Source organism: Actinomycetospora sp. NBRC 106378 (genome assembly GCF_030269685.1).
Taxonomy (GTDB): domain Bacteria; phylum Actinomycetota; class Actinomycetes; order Mycobacteriales; family Pseudonocardiaceae; genus Actinomycetospora.
The window spans coordinates 646,786-666,115 of record NZ_BSTT01000001.1 but is presented as its reverse complement, the minus strand read 5'-3'; the positions used below and the strand labels follow the sequence as shown (position 1 = coordinate 666,115).

Sequence of the window (19,330 nt, the reverse complement as noted above, 5' to 3'; positions counted from 1 at the left end):
TCTCGACACCGGGGTATGAGCAACCACGAGATTCTCGCCGTCCTCGCCGAGTACCAGGCCGCGGTCGCCGCGGGCGACGCCGGGCGGGCGATGGCCACCGTCGCCGAGCGGCCGGTCGTGTTCGACCTCGCCCCGCCGCTGGTCCAGCACAGCGGGGTCACCGAGCTGGCCGCCTGGATCGCCTCCTTCACCGTCCCACCCGTCCTGACCCACCACGACCCGGTGGTGCACGCGGACGGCGACGTCGCGTTCGTGCATGCCCTGACGTCGATGACCGGCGACAAGGGCGGGACGTTCACGCTGTGGTTCCGGTCCACGATCGGACTGCGTCGCACGGCCGGACGGTGGTTCGTCGTCCACCAGCACGAGTCGGTGCCGTTCCACATGGACGGGTCGTTCCGCGCGGCGGTGGATCTGGCCCCGGAGGTCGTTGTGTGACGTGCGCGTGACGGGCACAGTGGGGACACCTGGAGGACAACGACGTCCTGGAGCGCCCGATGCATCCCGCCACACCCGACCCCACGCCGCTCACCGGCCAGGAGCAGGCCGTCCTCGCGACGATCTCCGACCACGAGCACCGCACCGACGCCCGGTTCGCCGACGCGCTCGCGGTCGGCGTGCTCCCGGTCCGCCGGCATCCGTGGCGCACCACGGCGCTGGCGCTCACGGGGGTCGGGGTGCTGGCGGCGGCCCCGCTCGTGCTCCCGTCCGCGTACGTCCTGGCCGTCGCGGCGGTGGCGCTGCTCGTCGTCGTGCCCACCGGGCTGGTGATCTGGGCGATGCGCCAGGGCCACGTCGACCCCGACGTCCACGGGCCGGTCTGACCCGGGTCGGAGCAGCTCAGCCCAGCGCGGCCATCGCCCTGGAGATCCGCTGCTCGGAGATCGGGCCCGCGGTGCCCACCTCCTGGGCGAACTTGCTGACCCGCAGCTCCTGGCACATGGCGGCCACCGCGTCCCACCCGTCGCGGTCGAACGTGCGGGGTTCCTGCGCCGCGGCTCGACGACGGGTGCGGTAGGCCGTCTCGACGGCGTGGACCTCGGCCATGAGCTCGGCGTCCCGGCGCGGCGCCTCGGCGAGCTTGTCCAGTCGCTTCGCCGCGGCCCGTAGCCAGCGGGCGACGTCGGGCAGGCGGGTCACGCCCCAGCGGGTGACGAACCGACCGCCGACCAGCGTCGACAGCTGGTCCCGGACGTCCTCCAGGGCGGGGTCGAGCAGCCCGCTGCCCGGACGGGACCGGAGCCGGTCGAGCGCCCCGCGGACGACGCCGGCCTCGGCGAGCACCGTCTCGGCGCGGGTGAGCACCTCCGCGGCACCCGCGGGCAGCCGGGCGGCGACGTCGCCGCGCAGCTTCTCGAACGCCGACGCCGTCCACACCGGGCCCTTGAGCGCGACCACGAGCCCGTCGACGGCGGCGGCCACGCAGTCGTCGGCGAGGTCGGCGACGCCCGTGTAGTCGGACTCGGCCATCGCGCTCTTCAGCCGCAGCGTGGCGCGGTTGTCCAGCGAGCGGACCAGGGACCGCGCGGGGGAGGAGACCGACCGCAGCAGGAGCCGACGGGTTCCCGCGCGCATCGCGTCCCGGGCCTCGAACGCGGAGTCGAACACCCCGACCCCGACCGTCGACCCCTCGTCCACGAGGGCGAGGTGCGCGGTCACGGTGCCGCCGGCGCGGGACTGCTCCCGGGTCCGCGGCAGGTCCCCGATCTCGGCGAACGACGTCAGCCCGCGCCGCTCCAGGCCGTCGGCGACCTTCGCGACGGCGGCCTTCGTCTCCTGCGCGTAGCGGCGCCGCAGGGCCCCGAGGTCGCCGCCCGAGGCGACCGGTGACCCGTCGTCGCGCACCACGGAGAACGTCAGGCGCAGGTGCGACGGCAGGCCCGCGACGTTCCAGGCGTCGGTGGGCACGTCGACGCCGGCGAGCCGCTTGACGGCCTCGGTGAGCGCGCGCAGCAGGGACTCGCCCTCGGCGGGCCGCCGGTCGGCGGCGAGCCGCGCGAGCAGCGCACGCGCCGTGTCGGGCGCGGGGACGAGCGATCGGCGCAGCGGCTTGGGCAGCGTGCGGATCAGCGAGGTGAGCAGTTCCTCGCGCAGCCCGGGGACCTGCCACGCGAGGTCCTCCGCGCGGACCTGCCCGAGCACCGCCAGCGGCACGGTGACGGTGACGCCGTCGGTGTCGGTGCCCGGTTCGAACGCGTAGGACAGTGGGAGGGTGAGGCCGCCGGCCTGCCAGGAGTCGGGGAACGACCCGGCGTCGGGAGCCTCGTGGGCGAGCAGCGTGCCGGGGTCGAGGTCGAGCAGCCGCGGGTTGCGCCGCGACTCCTTCTGCCACCACCGGTCGAAGTGGCGTACCGAGACGACCGACGCGGGGACCCGCTCGTCGTAGAACCGGTAGAGGGTCTCCTCGTCGACGAGCAGCTCCCGGCGGGCGCGCCGCTCCAGCTCCGCGACCCGCTCGATCTCGGCGGCGTTTCGGCGCACGAACTCGTGGCGGGTGCTCCAGTCGCCCTCGACGAGGGCGTGCCGGAGGAACAGCTCGCGGGAGAGCTCCGGGTCGATCCGGCCGAAGTCCACGCTGCGGTCCATCGCGAGCGGGACCCCGAACAGCGTGACCCGCTCCGTGGCCACGGCGGACCCGCGGCGCTTGGACCAGCGCGGCTCGGAGTAGGTGCGGGTGACGAGGTCGCCCGCCGCCTCCTCCGCCCAGCGGGGGTCGATCCCGGCGACGGTGCGCGCCCAGAGGCGGGAGGTCTCGACCAGCTCGGCGGCCATGACGAACGTCGGGGGCCGCTTCGCGAGCGACGACCCCGGCCAGATCGTGAACCGGGCGCCGCGGGACCCCTCGAACTCGGTGATCGGGCGCCGCTTCGGTCTCGGCTGCCCCTGCTTGGGCTTCGGTGGCTCGAGGGCGAGGCCGAGCTGGGAGAGCAGGCCGGTGAGCAGGGCCTGGTGGACGCGGTCGGCGAGATCCTTGGTGATCTCCTCCGACGGCTGGTTGCGGGTGAGCCCGAGTTCGTCGGTCAGCTGCCGGAGCTGCGCCGCGAGGTCCTGCCACTCCCGGATCCGCAGGAAGTTCAGGTACTCCGCCGCGCACTGCTTCCGGAACCGGTTCCCGGTGAGCTCCTTGCGCTGGGTGCGGATGTGCTCCCAGAGGTGCAGCCACGACAGGAAGTCCGAACGCGGGTCGGCGAAGCGGGCGTGCGCGGCGTCGGCCTCGGCGGTCTTCTCGGTCGGCCGTTCGCGGGGGTCCTGCGCGGAGAGCCCGGCCGCGATGACGGTGACCTCGTGCAGACAGCCGAGCTGGTCGGCGGCCAGGATCATGCGGGCGATGCGGGGGTCGACCGGCAGGCGCGCCAGCGAGCGCCCGATGTCGGTGAGCCGGGTGGCGTCGCCGTCGACGATCGCGCCGAGCTCGGTCAGCAACCGGACGCCGTCGCGGACCGCGCGGGTCTCCGGCGGGTCGACGAACGGGAACTCCTCGACCGGGCCGAGCTTGGCCCCGGCCATCTGCAGGATGACCGAGGCCAGGTTGGTGCGCTGGATCTCGGGGTCGGTGAACTCCGGCCGCGCGTCGAAGTCGTCCTCGGCGTAGAGCCGGATGCAGATGCCGTCCGCGACGCGGCCACACCGGCCCGCACGCTGGGTGGCCGACGCCTGGGAGATCTTCTCGATCGGCAGCCGCTGCACCTTCGTGCGCTGGCTGTAGCGGGAGATGCGCGCGTAGCCGGGGTCGATGACGTAGCGGATGCCGGGCACCGTCAGCGAGGTCTCGGCGACGTTCGTGGCGAGGACGATGCGGCGTCGGCTCGAACGGCCCGGCTCGAACACCCGGTGCTGCTCGGCGGCCGAGAGCCGGGCGTAGAGCGGCAGCACGTCGAGCGGGTCGGTGGGGCTCTCGGGCAGCGCGTTCAGGGCGTCGGCGGTGTCCCGGATCTCCCGCTCGCCCGCGAGGAACACGAGGACGTCGCCCGGGCCCTCGCGCCGCAGCTCGGTCACGGCGTCGACGATGCCGTCGAGCTGGTCGCGCTCCTCCGCCCCCGGCTCGTCGGGGTCGACCAGCGGCTCGTAGCGGATCTCCACCGGGAACGTGCGCCCGGAGACCTCGATGATCGGGGCGTCGCCGAAGTGCGCGGAGAAGCGCTCCGGGTCGATCGTCGCCGAGGTGATGATCACCTTGAGGTCGGGGCGGCGGGGCAGCAGCTGCGCGAGGTACCCGAGCAGGAAGTCGATGTTGAGGCTCCGCTCGTGGGCCTCGTCGATGATCAGCGTGTCGTAGCGGCGCAGCAGCCGGTCCTGCTGGATCTCGGCGAGCAGGATGCCGTCGGTCATCAGCTTGACCAGCGTGTCCTCGCTCGCCCGACTGGTGAACCGGACCTGGTAGCCGACGACGTCGGAGTCGGTCGTGCCCAGCTCCTCGGCGACCCGCTCGGCGACCGTGCGGGCCGCGATCCGGCGCGGCTGGGTGTGGCCGATGGTGCCGGTGACGCCCCGGCCGAGCTCGAGGGCGATCTTCGGCAGCTGCGTCGTCTTGCCCGACCCGGTCTCCCCGGCGACCACCACGACCTGGTGGTGTTCGAGCGCTTCCTTGATGTCGTCGACGCGCGCCGAGATCGGCAGCTGCTCGGGGTAGGAGACCGTCGGGACCGACGCCCGGCGTCGTTCCAGGCGCTGCTCGGCGCGCTCGACGTCGCCGGTGATCTTCCCGAGCGTCCCGGCCCGCTTCTCCTCGTCGTCGATCCGCCGCGCCCCGTCGAGCCGACGGGCGAGCCGGTGGGAGTCGGCGCCGCCGAGCGCGCGCACGCGTCGCTGCAGCTCGGGGAGGTCGGCGGTGGGGGTGGTCGCTGTGGTCACTCCGGTCCCGGGGTCGATCGGTGCTGTCGACTCTCCATTGTCCCCCGCGGCGCGAGTGCTTTCCCGACGACGGGTCAGAAGGTGAGCTTGAACCCGACGTGGCTCGCGGCGAACCCGAGCCGCTCGTAGAACCGGTGCGCGTCGGTCCGCTCGACCGCACTCGTGAGCTGCACGAGCCCGCAGCCCCGCCGTCGGGACTCGTCCACCGCCCACCCGATCATCCAGGCCCCGACCCCGCGCCCACGCTGCGACGCGGCGACGTGCACCGCCTCGATCTGCCCCCGCCACGCTCCACGCCGTGCGAGGCCGGGCAGGAACGAGAGCTGGAGGGTCCCGACGACGGGTCCCGGGTCCTCGACGGCCACCACCAGCAGCTGCGCGGGGTCGGCGTCGACCGCGGCGAACGCCCACTCGTAGTCGGTCAGGTCGCCCTCGCCGGAGTCGCCGCGGGCCGCGGAGACCGGGTCGGCGCCGAAGAGCGCCGCGAGGGCGGGGACGTCCGTTCCGCGGGCCTGACGCAGGGTCACCCGATGCTTACCGAACTCATACCGCGCGAGGACCTCGGTCGGCATATTGTCCTTTCAAGTGTTCTGTTCGCGGATCTCCGGGTATGCGAACCCATCCTGGCGACGAGGGGGAACCCACTGATGGCTCACACGACGGACACGGTGCCGGCGCAGCGGACGTCCGATCCGATCCTGACGGCGGTCCGCGTGTTCGCGGTGCTCACGGTCGTCAACCTGCTCTGGCAGTTCATCTCCGCGGGGGAACTGGTCAACCGTCCGGTCGACGACGCCTTCGAGGCCTCCCATGCGGCCGGGGCGATCGTGCTCCACGTGCTGTCGGGCATCGCCATGATCGCCGCCTTCGCCCTGTGGCGGCTCCGCGGCGCGGCCCTCTGGCCGGCCGTCGTCGCCCTGCTCGTGTTCGTGCTGTCGTTCGTCCAGGCCTACTACGGCGGACGCTCGACGCTCTGGATCCACGTCCCCGGCGCCATGATCCTCACGATCGGCGCGGTGGCCGTCGCCTCGTGGGCGTTCCTGCCCGCGGCGCGGAGGTGCTGAGCCCCCGGAGATCGTTGCGCAGGCTTAGCGATCTCCTCCCCGGGGAACGTGATCGAGGTTACGGTCGCGGGCGCGGAGGTGCGGGATGGCCGGCAGGTCGGATCGGGGTGTGCTCGGACGGGCGGGCCTGAGGCTCGCACACGAGGTGCTCCACCGCGTCGAACCGGTGATGGGCCGGCTGGTGCACCCGCAGCGCCTGCCGTGGCTCGGGCGCCTGCCGGCGATGCCCGAGACGGGGAACCTGCGCTCGCCCGCCCGGCCCTGGGGCCCCGTCGTGGGGGCGGTTCCCGCGGAGCTGCGGACCCAGCCCGGGATCGGACGGGTTCCCGACGACGAGGACCGCGCCGCCCGGGAGCGCCCGCTGCACTCGTTCTTCGCCCTGCACGCGGACGCGGTGTCGGTGGTGTCGGGGTACCTGTGGCCCGCGCTGGTCTCGGTGGCGCCGCGGCTCGTGCGCTCGACGCAGCAGCTCGTCGCGTCGCGCGCCGAGCCGGTCGGTCCGCGCGCCGACGAGGACCCGGCGGCCCTGTCGGCGGCCCTGCGGGCGGAGGCCGCGACCCTGGGTGTCTCGGCGGTCGGGGTCACCGGGTACGACCCGCGCTACCAGTTCGCGGAGTACGTCACCGGGGACGAGGTGGGCGACCGGGTGATCGTGTGCATCCTCGAGCAGAACCACGCCGCGACCCAGAACATCCCGTCCGAGCGCTCCGAGCAGGCCGCCCTGTCGACCTACGCCCAGCTGCAGGACCGGTTGGTGGGCCTCACTCGCTGGTTGCACGCCCGCGGGTACTCCGCGCGGGCCGAGACCTACATCGGGGAATCGATGTTCATCCAGTACGCGGTGGCCGCCGGGCTGGGCCAGCTCGGGCTCAACGGCCAGCTGCTCACCCCGCACGCCGGATCACGGTGCCGGATCAACGTCATCCACACCGACGCGCCGCTGCCGTTCGACGCCCCGGTCGACTACGGGCTGGAAGGCGTCTGCGACCGCTGCCAGGCGTGCGTGCGCCGGTGTCCGGTCGGTGCGATCCCGGCGCAGCGGCGGGAGCACCGGGGCATCGTCAAGGCGAAGCTCAACACCAAGCGGTGCCTCCCGATCGTCACGCAGGCGGCGGGATGCTCGGTGTGCATGAAGGTGTGCCCGGTGCAGGCCTACGGGTTGCCGGCGGTCCTCGACGAGTACGAGCGTTCCGGGGAGATCCTCGGCACGCACACGGACGCGCTCGAGGGCTACGACTGGCCGCTCGACGGCCGGCACTATCCGCCCGGGGAGAAGCCGCACGTCCCCGCGGCGGTGGTCCGACCGGCGGGGTACGAGTTCGACCCCGACCGGGTCGACCCGCCGTCGGGATATCCGGTGCTGGGCTAGGGAGGTGCGCTCCGCGCCCGTGAGTACTCCGTGTCCCAGCACGGATGACCACCCACGGGACGCGGTCACCTCCGCTTCGCGCTGATCACTCCCGTGTTGAACCCGGCGAGGTGCAGGCCGCCGTGGAACCGGGCGTGCTCGACCTTGAGGCAGCGGTCCATCACGACCGTCAGCCCGGCCTCCTCGCCGCGGCGGGCGAGGGCCTCGTCGTAGAGCCCGAACTGCAGCCAGAAGGTCGTGGCGCCGACGGCGATCGTCTCGTCCAGCACGCCGCCCAGGTCCTCGGGGCGACGGAAGACGTCGACGAGGTCGGGGACGATCGGGAGCTCGGCCAGCGAGGGCCAGACCGGCTTCCCGAGGATTTCGGTGGCGTTCGGGTTGACGAAGTAGACGTCGAAGTCGGTGCTCGACAGCAGGTAGGTCGCGACGAAGTTCGACGCCCGGGCCGGGTTCGCCGAGGCGCCGACCATGGCGACCGTCCTGGTCTCCCGCAGGATCTGCTGCCGGTCGAGTGCGGTGGGTCCGTCCCAGCCCATCAGGCCTCCTTCGTGGCGACGGTCAGGGCCTGGTCGAGGTCCCAGAGGATGTCGTCGACGTCCTCGATCCCGACGCTGATGCGGATCAGGTCGGGCCGGACGCCGCCCTCGCGCAGCTGGTCCTCGGAGAGCTGCTGGTGGGTGGTGGACGCCGGGTGGAGCACGAGCGTGCGCGCGTCACCGATGTTCGCGAGGTGGCTGCACAGCTGCACCGACTCGATGAACGTCCGGCCGGCGTCGCGCCCGCCGCGGACCCCGAAGGCGAACACCGCGCCCGGGCCCTGCGGCAGGTAGTGCCGGGCCCGTTCGTAGTGCGGGTGGCTGGGCAGGCCGGAGTAGCGGACCCAGTCGACGCGGTCGTCGGCCTCGAGCCACTCCGCGACCCGCTGGGCGTTCGCGACGTGCGCGGCCATCCGCTGGGGCAGCGTCTCCACGCCCTGCAGCAGCAGGAACGCCGAGTGCGGGGACAGCGAGGCGCCGATGTCCCGCAGCTGCTCGCTCCGCAGCTTCGTCAGGAACCCGTACTCCTGGAAGTTGCCCCACCAGGAGAGCCCGCCGTAGGACGGGATCGACTCGGTCATCTGCGGGAAGTTCCCGTTGCCCCAGTCGAAGCGGCCGGACTCGCACACGACGCCGCCGAGCGTCGTGCCGTGGCCGCCGATGAACTTCGTCGCCGAGTGGATGACGATGTCGGCGCCGTGCTCCATCGGCCGGCACAGGAAGGGCGTGGCCGTGGTGGCGTCGATGATGAGCGGGATCCCCGCCTCGTGGGCGATGGCCGCGAGTGCCTCGACGTCGGTGACCTCGCCGGAGGGGTTGGTGACCATCTCGGCGAAGACGAAGCGCGTCTCCGGTCGGATCGCGGCGCGGAAGGCCTCCGGGTCGTCGCCCGCCACGAAGGTGGTGTCGACCCCGAAGCGGCGCAGCGTGACGTCGAGCTGGGTGACCGTGCCGCCGTAGAGGCTGGCGGCGCTGACGACGTGGTCGCCCGCCCCGGCCAGGCACGCGAAGGTGAGGAACTCGGCGGCCTGCCCGGAGGCGGTGGCGACCGCCCCGAGGGCGCCCTCGAGGCTCGCGATCCGCTCCTCGAAGGCCGCGACCGTGGGGTTCGCGATCCGGCTGTAGATGTTGCCGTACTTCTGCAGGGCGAACAGGTTCGCCGCGTCCGCGGTGTCCTCGAAGACGAAGCTCGTTGACTGGTAGATCGGGACCGCCCGGGCGCCGACCGACGAGTCGGGCACCGCGCCGGCATGGACCGCGCGCGTGGCGAAGCCCCAGGGTCGTTCCGCGTTCTCCACGTCCGCCGTTCTACACGCCCGGACCGCGCCCGTCAGCGCGGATCGATCACGGTCACCGCGGGACGGCGCGGGCCGCGAAGTACTCGCTCGACGGCTTCCGGAACAGCAGGACCAGGTACCCGATCAGCAGCACGGCGGTGACCAGCTGGAGGATCGAGGGGACGCCGCCGGCGGCCACGGGCACCGGGGCCACGAGCGAGGTGACGGCACCGCCGAGCGAGAACAGGATGCCGACGCCGGCCAGGATCGCGGTGGTGATGCGGGCCCAGTTCGCCCCGGCGCGGACTCGGAGCCCGAACCAGAGGAAGACACCCGCCAGCACCACGGTGACGACGAGGCCGACCACGGACGCGATGGTCGTCGCCGAGCCGATGTTCTGCATCGCCTGCTGCTGGGCCTCGGGCGGGAGGCCGAGGCTGTCGAAGTACGCGGCGTAGTCCGCGGCCGACGGTGGGAAGAGCACACCGAGCAGCTGCGCGATGACGTACAGCGCGAGCGCGGCGCACCAGAGCAGGAACGCCGTCCGCACCGACGACGGCTCGGGCGGAGGCGTCCCCCAGCCCGGCTGCGGGACCCCGGCCCCGGGCGGTCCCTGCGTGGGCATCGGTTGCTCGGGCTGACCGTAGGGCGGCTGCTGGGGCTCGCCCGGTCCGAACGGTGCGTTCACACGACGTAAGCTAGATCACTCCGCGGCTTCCTGGGCGCGCTTCTCGTCGGATTCCGACTGCTCGTCGAGGATTTCCTCGCGGGCCTGGGCGATGAGGCTCCGGACGGTGTCGTCCTGCGGCTCGGTCATGGGTCCAGGCATACCCGTTCGAGCGCCGTCCGCACATCGATCACGGATCTCCCGTGCGGGTGACACGTGCGGCAGGCCCGGATGCGCGAGGAGGTGCCCGGCGTGCCACGGGCGGACGCCTCAGCCGTCCAGTCCCAACCGGGACGCGATGACCTCGTCCATGATCTCGTTCGTCCCGCCGCCGATGCCCAGGATCCGGGCGTCGCGGTAGTGCCGTTCCACCTCGACCCCGTGCAGGTACCCGGCACCGCCGTGGAGCTGGACGGCCTGGTCGACGACCCAGTCGCACGCCTCGACGGCCTGGTTCTTGGCCATCGCCAGCTCGGTGACGACCTCCCCGCCGGCCTCCCAGCGCAGGAACACGTCGCGCACGTAGGTCCGGGCGACGGTCGCGCGGCGGGCCATCTGCGCGATCCGGTGCCGGACGACCTGACGGGTGGCCAGCGGCGCGCCGAACGTCTCGCGCTGCCGTGCCCACGCGATCGTCAGCTCCACGCAGCGCTGCGCGGTCGCGGACGCCTGCACGGCGAGCGAGAGCCGCTCGGACCCGAAGCGCTCCATGATCTGCCGGAAGCCGCTGCCCTCGGGCCCGACGAGGTTCGAGGCCGGGACGCGTACCTCGTCGAGCGAGATCGTCGCGGTGTCCGAGCAGTGCCAGCCCATCTTGCGCAGCGCCGTCCGGTGCACGCCGGGGCGGTCGGTCTCGATCACCAGCAGCGACACCCCGCGGTGACCGGGGCCGCCGGTCCGCACCGCCGTCGTCACGAAGTCCGCGCGGGTGCCGGAGGTGATGAAGGTCTTGGCGCCGGTGACCACGTAGTCGTCGCCGTCGCGGACCGCGCGGGTGGTGATGGCGGCGACGTCCGAGCCGGTGCCGGGCTCGGTGATGCCGAGCGAGCCGATCAGCTCGCCGCGCAGGGTCGGCCGCACGAACCGGTCGACGAGCTCGGGAGAGCCGTGGAGCGCGATGTGCGGCGCGGCGATGCCGTGGGTGAACAGGCCGGCGACCAGCCCGCTCGACCCGCCCGCGAGGATCAGCTCCTCGGTGACGGTCGCGCTGTCGAGGTGCCCGCCCTCGCCGCCCGCCGCCTCCGGGAAGCCCAGGGCGAGCAGACCCAGCTCCCCCGCCCGCCGGTGCAGCTCCCGCGGCAGCGCGCCCGCGTCCTCCCACTCCGGCAACGACGGGACGACCTCCCGCTCGGTGAACCGGCGGACCAGCGCGCGCAGCTCGCGGCGCTCCTCGGTGTCCCAGGGGCGGGTCTGCAGGGTCGCCGTCACCCGCCGCACTCTGCCCGCCCGCACCGCCGGTCCTCAAGGTCGTCACCGGCGCGCGGCGCGCAACAGGCGGACGAACGCCCACGGCAGGCCGACGAGCACGGTGACCACCCCGACGGCCGTCCCGACCAGCAGGCCCGGCCCGGCGCGCCCGGTGAGGGCCGCGACACCGAGCCACACCCCGAGGGGCAGCGCGAGGACGGCCGGCCAGACGAGCGTCCCCAGCCACTTCTCGGCGGCGCCCCAGCGCGGCCCGGCCCAGAGCATCACGACCCCGGCGAACCAGCCCAGGAACGGCACGAGGAAGCCGCCGAGGATGAGCAGCAGGACGGCGGTGACGGTGTAGCCCTCGCTCTGCGCGGGCCGGCAGCGGGTCGGCTCGGCGACGACGGTCATCGGGTTCTCCTCGATCTCGTGTTCGTGGACGGGATCGAGGCTGCCGCCCGCGCCGCGGCGGGTCATCGGACCGTGGGTGGAGATCCGTCGTCGGGAACTCCACCGATCGGACGAGGCCCGCCGTGGCGCGGGAGGTCAGGTCGTCGGCGCCACCGACGCGTTCCGGCGCATCGCCCAGTAGACCGTGGCCGAGACCAGGAAACCGACCTCGAACGCGATGTCCCCGATCTGCGGCACCGCCTGCGCCACGAACCCGGTGAAGGACACCTGGTTGGAGAACAGCACGATCGAGATCACGATCCCGCTGAGCATCGCGATCGGGCCCGCGGCGTTGCGGTGGGTGGTGTCGAACAGCAGCGCCTCGCCCGACCCGCGGCGCAGGTACCAGTCGACGAACACGACGGCGAGCCACGGGCCGATCCAGTAGGCGATGATCAGCAGGAAGCCCTCGTAGGCCTCGCCCGCGTCGGCCAGGCCGGTCAGCGCGACGACGAAGCCGAGGACCCCGAACACACCGACGGCCAGCGCCCGGCGCAGCGTCAGGGGCAGCTTGATCCCGAGCGCGACGAACGACATGGCGCCGGAGTAGATGTTGATCGCGTTCGCGGCGACGGCCCCGACCGCGATGCAGAGCAGCGTCAGCGCGGCGAGCCAGCCCGGCAGGTGCTCGGTGAACGCGGCCGTGGGCGAGGCCTCCGGGTCGCTCGCGATCGTCGCGGAGGCGGCGCCCACGATCTCGAGGATCACGCACGGCACGAACACGCCGAGTCCCGCGGCCACGCCGACCGCCCGCGGGCTCGAGTCCGCGGGCAGGTAGCGGGTGTAGTCGGTGGCGTACGGGTTCCACCCCGCGGCGTAGCCGAAGGTGGCGCCGACGGTGAGCAGGAAGCCCGCGACCGGGCCGGCGGGCTGGCCGTCGGTCGGGGTGAACGACGGGTCGACCTGGGTCAGGATGACCACGGACGTGATCGCGAAGACCACGGCCAGCACCGGGAGCACGACCTTCTCGAAGCCGTGGATGAGGTTGTGGCCGAGCAGCGCCACGCCGATCTGGACCGCCGCCACGATCAGCAGGCCGAGCCAGGCCGGCATGCCGGTCAGGGTCGAGAGGGCGAGCGCGCCGGAGACGCTGTTCACCGCGAACCAGCCGATGCCCCCCACGATCGCGTTCAGCCCGGCCGGCAGCGCGTTCCCGACGAAGCCGAACCCGAGCCGGGACAGCACCATCATCGGGACGCCCGCGGCCGGGCCCCGCGCGGAGAGCAGGCCGTGGGTGAGCGACCCGAGCGCGGTCCCGACCACGATCCCGAGGACGGCGCCCCAGAAGCCGAGGCTGAAGGCGCTGACCGCGAGCACCCCGACGAAGATCGTGGCGAACTCGAGGTTGGGCGAGCACCACGTCCAGAACAGCTGGCGGGGCTGCCCGTGCCGCTCCGAGAGCGGGATGAACTCCGCGCCGCCGGGCTCGACGGCGACGACACGGTCGCCGTAGACCCCGTCCCGCAGGACGACGTCGCTGGGCTCCTCGACGATGGACACTCCGGCCTCCCTCAGGGGCTGACGGTGATGGCGGCGAGCTTGTCCGCCAGGTAGTCCGCGGCCCGGACGGGCGGCGCGGCGGTGTGCCCGACGGGCGGGCCGAGGGACTCGACGACGGTGTGCGGGTCCAACTCGTGGAAGTGGACGAGGCTGACGAGGTCCTCGTCGGGGGCGCTCGCCTGGGGTGGCAGCACGCGGTGCCGGGTCGAGCGCCACCGCTCCCCGGTCCAGCGGGAGAGCAGGTCGCCGACGTTGATCGTGAAGGCGCCCTCGACGTACGGGGCGTCGACCCACGTGCCGTCCATGTCGACCTGCAGGCCCCCCGCGCCGGGCTCGCGGTCGAGCACCGTGAACGTGCCGAAGTCGGTGTGCGGCCCGATGCGGAACTGGTCCTCCCCGGGTGGGCCGACCTCGGTCAGCGGCGGGTACCGGTTGACGTTGAGGGTGTAGCTGGGGTGCCGGGCGTGGCGGGTGAAGTGGTCGGCGGGCAGGCCGAGCCCGACGGCGCCGATCTCGAGCAGCCGGTCCGCGACCGTCCGCATCCGCGTCATGTGCGCCTCGAGCTCGCGCTGCAGCTCCGGGACCTCGGTGGGCCACACGTTCGGGGCGAACCACACCGCGTCGATCTCCGGGTCGCCGGTCGGGCGGTCGGCGCCGACGGTCCACGACTCCTTGAGGTCCGGCGGCCCGGCCACCCCCTCGGCCGCGGCGTTGGCCTCGGCGCCCGGTCCGAGGTAGCCGTGCCCGCCGACGGTCACGGCGTACCGCGCCTTCACCGCGGGCGGCAGGGCGAAGAAGGCGCGCGCCGCCGCCCGGGCCGCCCGCGGTCCGCCGTCCGGCACACCGTGGCCCGTGACCAGCACGAACCCGGCGGTCCGCAGGGCCTCGTCGAGGGCCTTCCCGACGGCGGCGGTGGGCCCGTCGGCGATGTCGACCAGCGGGATCACTCCGGCCCCCCGATGTCCTCGAGCCAGGTGTCGGGCTGCTCGGACTCGAACCGGCTCATCAGCTCGGCGCACTCCGGGTCGTCCAGCACCGTCACCGACACGCCGTGCTCGGCGAGCCACGCGTGCTGCCCGCCGAAGGTGCGGGCCTCGCCGACGACCAGGTGCGGGATGCGGAACTGCCGGATCAGCCCGGCGCAGAAGAAGCAGGGCGAGAGCGTGGTGACCATCGTCGTGCCCGCGTAGTCGGGGCGTCGGCCCGCCGCGCGGAAGGCCGCGGTCTCGCCGTGCGTGGCGGGGTCGCCGTCCTGCACGCGGCGGTTGTGGCCCGCGCCGAGCAGTTCGCCGTCGGGACCGAAGAGGGCGGCGCCCACGGGCACGCCGCCCTGTTCGTAGCCCGCGCGCGCCTCACGGAGCGCGACGGCGAGCATCTCGGACGGGTCAGGCACGGGGTGCAGCGTCATCTGTCCGATCTTCCCGGAGGTGACATCGACGTTAAGTGTCGGCCGAACGGGGAGGCGTCACACGTTCGGATGACGGTGGCGGTCCGCTTGCACCCGACGCGTGCAGACCGCCACGGTCAGGCCGCGGCGCCGACCGGCTCCGGCGACACGACGCGTCGGGTGCGGAGCATCGCCCAGCCGGTCATGGCGGCGGCGAGGACGGTCAGCAGGGTGCCGGCGAGCAGTGCGGCGCCGTGGAACTCCGCGGACTGCGCCGGGCTCCAGGCGGTCGCCGTGATCGTGCCGGTGAAGAGGGCGGCGATGACCGTCCCGGCGAGGGCCACGCCCGTGCCGGAGGTGATCTCGGTGGCGGTGTCCGAGAGTGCGGCGCCGATCGTGGTGCGGTTGGCGGGCAGGCCCTGCAGGACGTTGACCATGGCGACCACGCCGGCGACCCGGAGGCCGGCCGCGACGAGGGCGAGGGCGAGGGCCACGCCGACGTAGGTGGCGGTGCCGAGGGCGGTGTAGAGGGCGAGGCCGACGACGATCGCACCCGCGCCGAGTCCGGCGGCGCGGTGGATGCCGACCCGCTGGACGAGGGGGTTCACGAGCGGACCGGTCGCGAGGAGCACGGCGACCTGCGGGAGCATCCCGAGCGCCGCCGCGGCGGGCGGCCAGCCCCACGCGAACTGCAGCTGGAGGGTGACGAGGTAGCCGAGGCCCGCCGTCGCCAGCCCGGCGGCGGCCTTGTAGGCGAGGCCGCCGGAGACGAGCGGCCGGGCGACGAGGCCCAGGTCGAGCAGCGGGTGGCGCGCCGCGCGCTGGCGGACGACGAAGCCGACCGCCGCGAGGACGGCGGCCGTGGCCGCGACCCACGGCCACGGGGACCGCGCGCCGGACTCGACGAACAGGGTGGGCGCGACGAGCGCGAGGACGACGGTGGCGGTGCCGAGCGCGGCGCCGGGGAGGTCGAGCGGGACGCGGTGCAGGTCGGCGGGGTCGTCGGCGGCGATGCCGCGGCGCACGGCGACGATCGCGAGCACCGCGACCGGCACGTTCACCAGCAGCAGTACCTGCCACGGCGCGACGGCGAGGACGAGGCCGCCGAGGGTCGGGCCGATCGCGAGGCCGACCAGACCGACCGTCGAGATGAGGGTGATGGCCCGGACGCGCAGGCCCTCGTCGTCGAACAGCCGGAACGCGAGGGCGCCGGCGCCGGGGGCGGTCATCGCCGCGGCCGCGCCCATCGTCGCCCGCACGGCCACCAGCTCGGGCGCGGTGGTGACGGCGGCGGTGGCGAGGCTCGCGAGGCCGAGCAGGACGAGGCCGACGGTCATCAGGCGGCGGCGACCGAAGCGGTCCGCGGCCGCGCCGAACACGAGCATGAGGCCGCCGAAGACGACCGAGTAGGCGCCGGTCACCCACTGCAGCCCGGCCGTCGAGGCGGCGAGGTCGCGCCCGATGGTGGGCAGCGCGACCGTGAGCACGGAGTTGTCGAGCATCTCGACGAGGAAGACCGCCGAGAGGCCGGTGAGGGCGAGCCAGGCGCCCCGGAGCGACTGCTGTTCGTCTGACACGAACAGTGTTCTACACACGAACGCTGTTCGTGTCCAGCTACAGTGGGGCCGTGAACGCGCGAGAACGACGGGCCGCGCGCCAGGCGGCCGTCGGCGACCCGGCACCGGCCGTCCGCACCCCCATCACCCCGGACCGCATCGTCGACACCGCGCTGCGGATCGTGGCCGAGGAGGGCTACGAGGCCCTCACCATGCGGCGGGTGGCCACGACGCTCGGGACGGGGCCCGCGTCGCTGTACGCGCACGTCGTCAACAAGGCCGACCTCGACGAGCTGCTCATCGGCCGGCTGTGCGCGGAGATCGTCCCGCCGGAGCCAGACCCCGCGCGGTGGCGCGCGCAGGCCCACGACCTCGCCGCGGCGCTCCGTGACCAGTACCTGCGCTTCCCCGGCATCTCCCGTGCCGCCCTCGCCATGGCCGCGACCGACCTCGCCGTCCTCCGGCTCCAGGAGGGCCTGCTGGGGGTCCTGCTCGCGGGCGACGTCGTCCCGCGCGCCGCGGCCTGGACCGCCGACGCGCTCGTGCTCTACGTCGCCGCCTACTGCCTCGAGCGGTCCGTGGTGGGTCGCGACGACGCCTGGGTGCGTGACCGGTCAGAGCTGGTCGCGCGGTTCGAGGCCCTGCCCGCCGACCGGTTCCCCCACGTCTCCCGGTACGCGGCCGAGCTGACCGCGGGCGAGGGGCACGACCGGTTCGACTTCACCGTCGACCTCCTGCTGGACGGACTCGCCGGCCGGGCGTGAGCTGCGGCGACGGGGGTATCACCGAGGAGTGCCCGAGCTGCCCGAGGTGGAGAGCGCCCGCCAGGTCCTGGAGAAGGCGCTCGACCGCACCATCACCGACGTCGACGACACCGACGAGTACGTGTGCCGCCCGCACAAGCCCGGCGAGATCGCGAAGGCCCTCGTCGGCGGGAGGCTGACGGCGGCGAAGCGGCTCGGCAAGACGATGTGGTGCGAGACGGTCACCGCCGACGGCGAGCCCGGGCCGAACCTCGGCGTGCACCTCGGGATGGGCGGCCGCATCCGCATCACCGGGCCCGACGGCTCCCGCGACTCCGAGTACGCGGGCGGGCTGCCGAAGAAGTCCACCGAGGAGAAGCAGAAGCCGGAGTGGGACCGGGTGACGTTCTTCTTCGACGACGGCGGCACCTTCAAGCTCTTCGACAAGCGCCGCCTCGGGCGCGTCCGCCTGGAGCCCGACCTGGACGTTCTCGGCCCGGACGCCTACGAGATCACCCGCGAGGAGTTCCGCGAGCGGATCGGGAAGGGCACCGCCCCCATCAAGGCGCGGCTGCTCGACCAGGGCGCGATCGCCGGCGTCGGGAACCTCCTCGCGGACGAGACGCTGTGGGAGGCGAAGCTCGACCCGCACACGCCGTCGGGGGAGCTGTCGACCGAGCAGCTCGACGAACTGCGCCGCGTCCTGCGACACGCGACCCGCGAAGCGATCAAGCACGGCGGGGTGCACACCGGCGAGGTCATCCCGCACCGGAAGAAGGACGAGACCTGTCCCCGGTGTGGCGCACCCATGGAGAAGGGCACCGTGGGAAGTCGGACGACGTGGTGGTGCAGCGCCGAACAGGCGTGAACCACCTACGCTCAGCGTCCGGAGCACTGCCGCCGCGGGGAGGACCACCGTGACCACCGGACCGATCAGGATGAACACTCCGCCGCCCGCGGCGTTCACGTTCGCCGAGCTCACGCCCACCGCGTTCCTCGAACGCTCCGAGCACGCCTTCGCCGAGCGCACCGCCATCGTCGACGGCGAGCTCCGGTTCACCTATGCCCAGTTCGCGGAGCGTTCCCGACGGCTCGCGGGGGCGCTCGGGGCGCTGGGCGTCGCGCCCGGCGACCGGGTCGCCGCGCTCGCCACGAACAGCCACGTCATGCTCGAGGCCCACCACGGCGTGCCGTTCGCGGGCGGCGTGCTGGTGCCGCTGAACACCCGGCTCTCGGCCGACGAGCTGACCCACATCGTCAGCCACTCCGGGGCGCGGGTGCTGCTCGCGACCCGCGAGCTCGAGGACATCGCGGAGACGGTCGCCGGGCGGACCGGGGCCGCCCTGCTGGTCGAGGGCGACGAGTACGAGGAGCGCCTCGGGCGGGCCGCGCCGAGCGTGGTCCCGGTCGCCGACGAACGCGGACTCCTCGCCATCAACTACACCTCGGGCACCACGGGCCTGCCCAAGGGCGTGATGTACCACCACCGCGGCGCCTACCTGCAGGCCCTCGCGATGGCCTTCCACCTGCGGCTCGCGCCCGCCTCGCGGTACCTGTGGACGCTGCCGATGTTCCACTGCGACGGCTGGTGCTTCCCGTGGGGCGTGACCGCGGCCGGCGGGACGCACGTCTGCCTGCGCGCGATCGACCCGGACGAGATCTGGCGCCTCCTGCGCGACGAGGGCGTCACGCACTTCTGCGCCGCCCCGACGGTCCTGACGATGATCGCGGGCGGGTCCACCGCGTCGCCGCTCGACCAGCGGGTCACCGTCGCGACCGGGGGCGCCCCGCCGTCGCCGACGCTGCTGTCGCGCATGACGAAGCTCGGCATGGACATCACCCACCTCTACGGGCTCACCGAGACCTACGGACCCGCCGTCGTGAACGACTGGCACCCCGAGTGGGACGACCTCGACGACGACGAGCGGGCGCGTCTGCAGGCGCGGCAGGGCGTGGGCAACGTGGTGGCCGCGCGGCTGCGCGTGATCGCCGAGGACGGGCACGACGTGCCCGCCGACGGCGAGACCCTCGGTGAGCTGGTGGTCCGCGGCAACGACGTGATGCTCGGCTACTACCGCGACGTGGCCGCCACCGCGGCGGTCGACGCGGCCGGGTGGTTCCGCACCGGGGACCTCGGCGTCGTCCACCCCGACGGCTACGTCGAGATCCGTGACCGCTCCAAGGACGTGATCATCTCGGGTGGCGAGAACATCGCGTCGGTCGAGGTCGAGCGGGTGCTCGACAGCCACCCGGCGGTGATCGAGTCCGCCGTGGTCGGGGTGCCCGACGAGCGGTGGGGCGAGATCCCGGTGGCCTACGTGACCGCACGCGAGGAGGTCGACCCGGACGAGCTCGTCGAGCACGTCCGCACCCACCTCGCCCGGTTCAAGGCGCCGAAGCGGATCGTCTTCGGCGACCTGCCCAAGACCTCGACCGGCAAGATCCAGAAGAACGTGCTGCGGGAACGGGAGTCGCAGCCGGTCGAGTAGCTCGGACGAGGGACGGGGTCACGGCCCCGTA

18 protein-coding genes are annotated in these 19,330 nt (G+C 73.5%); 7 read left to right on the top strand and 11 right to left on the bottom strand.

Features of this window, described 5'->3' with window-relative positions; all coding sequences use genetic code 11:
* Nucleotides 1–15 precede the first annotated feature (15 nt).
* Entirely contained in the window at nt 16–438 is a 423-nt protein-coding gene (locus QSK00_RS03320; protein WP_285587473.1) for a YybH family protein, read from the top strand.
* 59 nt (nt 439–497) lie between these two features.
* Complete coding sequence (locus tag QSK00_RS03315) at nt 498–824, top strand: DUF3040 domain-containing protein (protein WP_285587471.1); 327 nt, start codon at nt 498–500, stop codon at nt 822–824.
* A 16-nt stretch (nt 825–840) separates the two neighbouring features.
* Here the strand turns inward: QSK00_RS03315 and hrpA are convergent, their stop codons facing one another.
* On the bottom strand, nt 841–4,851 hold the full coding sequence (gene hrpA / locus QSK00_RS03310) for an ATP-dependent RNA helicase HrpA (protein WP_285587469.1): 4,011 nt from the start codon (nt 4,849–4,851) through the stop codon (nt 841–843).
* A gap of 74 nt (nt 4,852–4,925) precedes the next feature.
* Nucleotides 4,926–5,378 carry a GNAT family N-acetyltransferase gene (locus QSK00_RS03305; RefSeq protein ID WP_285587467.1) on the bottom strand — a complete coding sequence of 151 codons (453 nt, stop codon included), beginning with the start codon at nt 5,376–5,378 and terminating at the stop codon, nt 4,926–4,928.
* Nucleotides 5,379–5,498: 120 nt separating this feature from the next.
* Here QSK00_RS03305 and QSK00_RS03300 point away from each other — a divergent pair, with 120 nt between their 5' ends.
* Together QSK00_RS03300 and QSK00_RS03295 are read left to right on the top strand one after the other, a co-directional pair.
* Nucleotides 5,499–5,915, top strand: a complete 417-nt coding sequence (locus tag QSK00_RS03300; protein ID WP_285587465.1) for a hypothetical protein — start codon at nt 5,499–5,501, stop codon at nt 5,913–5,915.
* Nucleotides 5,916–6,060: 145 nt separating this feature from the next.
* Nucleotides 6,061–7,284 (top strand): 4Fe-4S dicluster domain-containing protein, encoded by a 1,224-nt coding sequence (locus QSK00_RS03295; protein ID WP_285587463.1) that lies wholly within the window; start codon nt 6,061–6,063, stop codon nt 7,282–7,284.
* A gap of 65 nt (nt 7,285–7,349) precedes the next feature.
* Here QSK00_RS03295 and QSK00_RS03290 read toward each other — a convergent pair whose 3' ends face one another.
* The 9 genes from QSK00_RS03290 to QSK00_RS03250 form a co-directional block, all read right to left on the bottom strand.
* Nucleotides 7,350–7,820, bottom strand: a complete 471-nt coding sequence (locus QSK00_RS03290) for a CoA-binding protein (protein WP_285587461.1) — start codon at nt 7,818–7,820, stop codon at nt 7,350–7,352.
* On the bottom strand, nt 7,820–9,118 hold the full coding sequence (locus QSK00_RS03285; RefSeq protein ID WP_285587459.1) for an O-acetylhomoserine aminocarboxypropyltransferase/cysteine synthase family protein: 1,299 nt from the start codon (nt 9,116–9,118) through the stop codon (nt 7,820–7,822). Before QSK00_RS03285 ends, QSK00_RS03290 begins: the two co-directional genes overlap by 1 nt.
* A gap of 52 nt (nt 9,119–9,170) precedes the next feature.
* Nucleotides 9,171–9,785, bottom strand: a complete 615-nt coding sequence (locus QSK00_RS03280) for a hypothetical protein (protein WP_285587457.1) — start codon at nt 9,783–9,785, stop codon at nt 9,171–9,173.
* A 249-nt stretch (nt 9,786–10,034) separates the two neighbouring features.
* On the bottom strand, nt 10,035–11,192 hold the full coding sequence (locus QSK00_RS03275; protein WP_285587456.1) for an acyl-CoA dehydrogenase family protein: 1,158 nt from the start codon (nt 11,190–11,192) through the stop codon (nt 10,035–10,037).
* A gap of 42 nt (nt 11,193–11,234) precedes the next feature.
* Nucleotides 11,235–11,651, bottom strand: a complete 417-nt coding sequence (locus QSK00_RS03270; RefSeq protein ID WP_285587455.1) for a hypothetical protein — start codon at nt 11,649–11,651, stop codon at nt 11,235–11,237.
* Nucleotides 11,652–11,720: 69 nt separating this feature from the next.
* On the bottom strand, nt 11,721–13,124 hold the full coding sequence (locus QSK00_RS03265; protein WP_285587451.1) for a purine-cytosine permease family protein: 1,404 nt from the start codon (nt 13,122–13,124) through the stop codon (nt 11,721–11,723).
* An 11-nt stretch (nt 13,125–13,135) separates the two neighbouring features.
* Nucleotides 13,136–14,071 (bottom strand): isopenicillin N synthase family dioxygenase, encoded by a 936-nt coding sequence (locus QSK00_RS03260; protein ID WP_285587449.1) that lies wholly within the window; start codon nt 14,069–14,071, stop codon nt 13,136–13,138.
* Nucleotides 14,068–14,532, bottom strand: a complete 465-nt coding sequence (locus QSK00_RS03255; protein ID WP_285587447.1) for a nucleoside deaminase — start codon at nt 14,530–14,532, stop codon at nt 14,068–14,070. Before QSK00_RS03255 ends, QSK00_RS03260 begins: the two co-directional genes overlap by 4 nt.
* A 116-nt stretch (nt 14,533–14,648) precedes the next feature.
* Entirely contained in the window at nt 14,649–16,088 is a 1,440-nt protein-coding gene (locus QSK00_RS03250) for an MFS transporter (RefSeq protein ID WP_502872003.1), read from the bottom strand.
* 50 nt (nt 16,089–16,138) lie between these two features.
* Between QSK00_RS03250 and QSK00_RS03245 the strand changes: the two genes are divergently transcribed.
* From QSK00_RS03245 to QSK00_RS03235, 3 genes are all read left to right on the top strand, one after another.
* The gene (locus QSK00_RS03245; protein ID WP_285587445.1) at nt 16,139–16,831 is read left to right on the top strand and encodes a TetR/AcrR family transcriptional regulator; all 693 of its coding nucleotides are present in this window, start codon (nt 16,139–16,141) and stop codon (nt 16,829–16,831) included.
* A gap of 28 nt (nt 16,832–16,859) precedes the next feature.
* Nucleotides 16,860–17,678: an Fpg/Nei family DNA glycosylase gene (locus QSK00_RS03240; protein ID WP_285587443.1), complete on the top strand. Its 819-nt coding sequence runs from the start codon at nt 16,860–16,862 to the stop codon at nt 17,676–17,678.
* 70 nt (nt 17,679–17,748) lie between these two features.
* A complete protein-coding gene (locus tag QSK00_RS03235; RefSeq protein ID WP_285587950.1) occupies nt 17,749–19,299 on the top strand; it encodes an acyl--CoA ligase family protein in 1,551 nt (516 codons plus the stop codon).
* Nucleotides 19,300–19,330 lie beyond the last annotated feature (31 nt).

Excerpts from the sequence above, each read along its gene's own strand:
- QSK00_RS03320 (WP_285587473.1), top strand. The coding sequence starts at position 16 with ATGAGCAACCACGAGATTCTCGCCGTCCTCGCCGAGTACCAGGCCGCG.
- QSK00_RS03315 (WP_285587471.1), top strand. The coding sequence starts at position 498 with ATGCATCCCGCCACACCCGACCCCACGCCGCTCACCGGCCAGGAGCAG.
- QSK00_RS03300 (WP_285587465.1), top strand. The coding sequence starts at position 5,499 with ATGGCTCACACGACGGACACGGTGCCGGCGCAGCGGACGTCCGATCCG.
- QSK00_RS03290 (WP_285587461.1), bottom strand. The coding sequence starts at position 7,820 with ATGGGCTGGGACGGACCCACCGCACTCGACCGGCAGCAGATCCTGCGG.
- QSK00_RS03270 (WP_285587455.1), bottom strand. The coding sequence starts at position 11,651 with ATGACCCGCCGCGGCGCGGGCGGCAGCCTCGATCCCGTCCACGAACAC.
- QSK00_RS03255 (WP_285587447.1), bottom strand. The coding sequence starts at position 14,532 with ATGACGCTGCACCCCGTGCCTGACCCGTCCGAGATGCTCGCCGTCGCG.
- QSK00_RS03235 (WP_285587950.1), top strand. The coding sequence starts at position 17,749 with ATGAACACTCCGCCGCCCGCGGCGTTCACGTTCGCCGAGCTCACGCCC.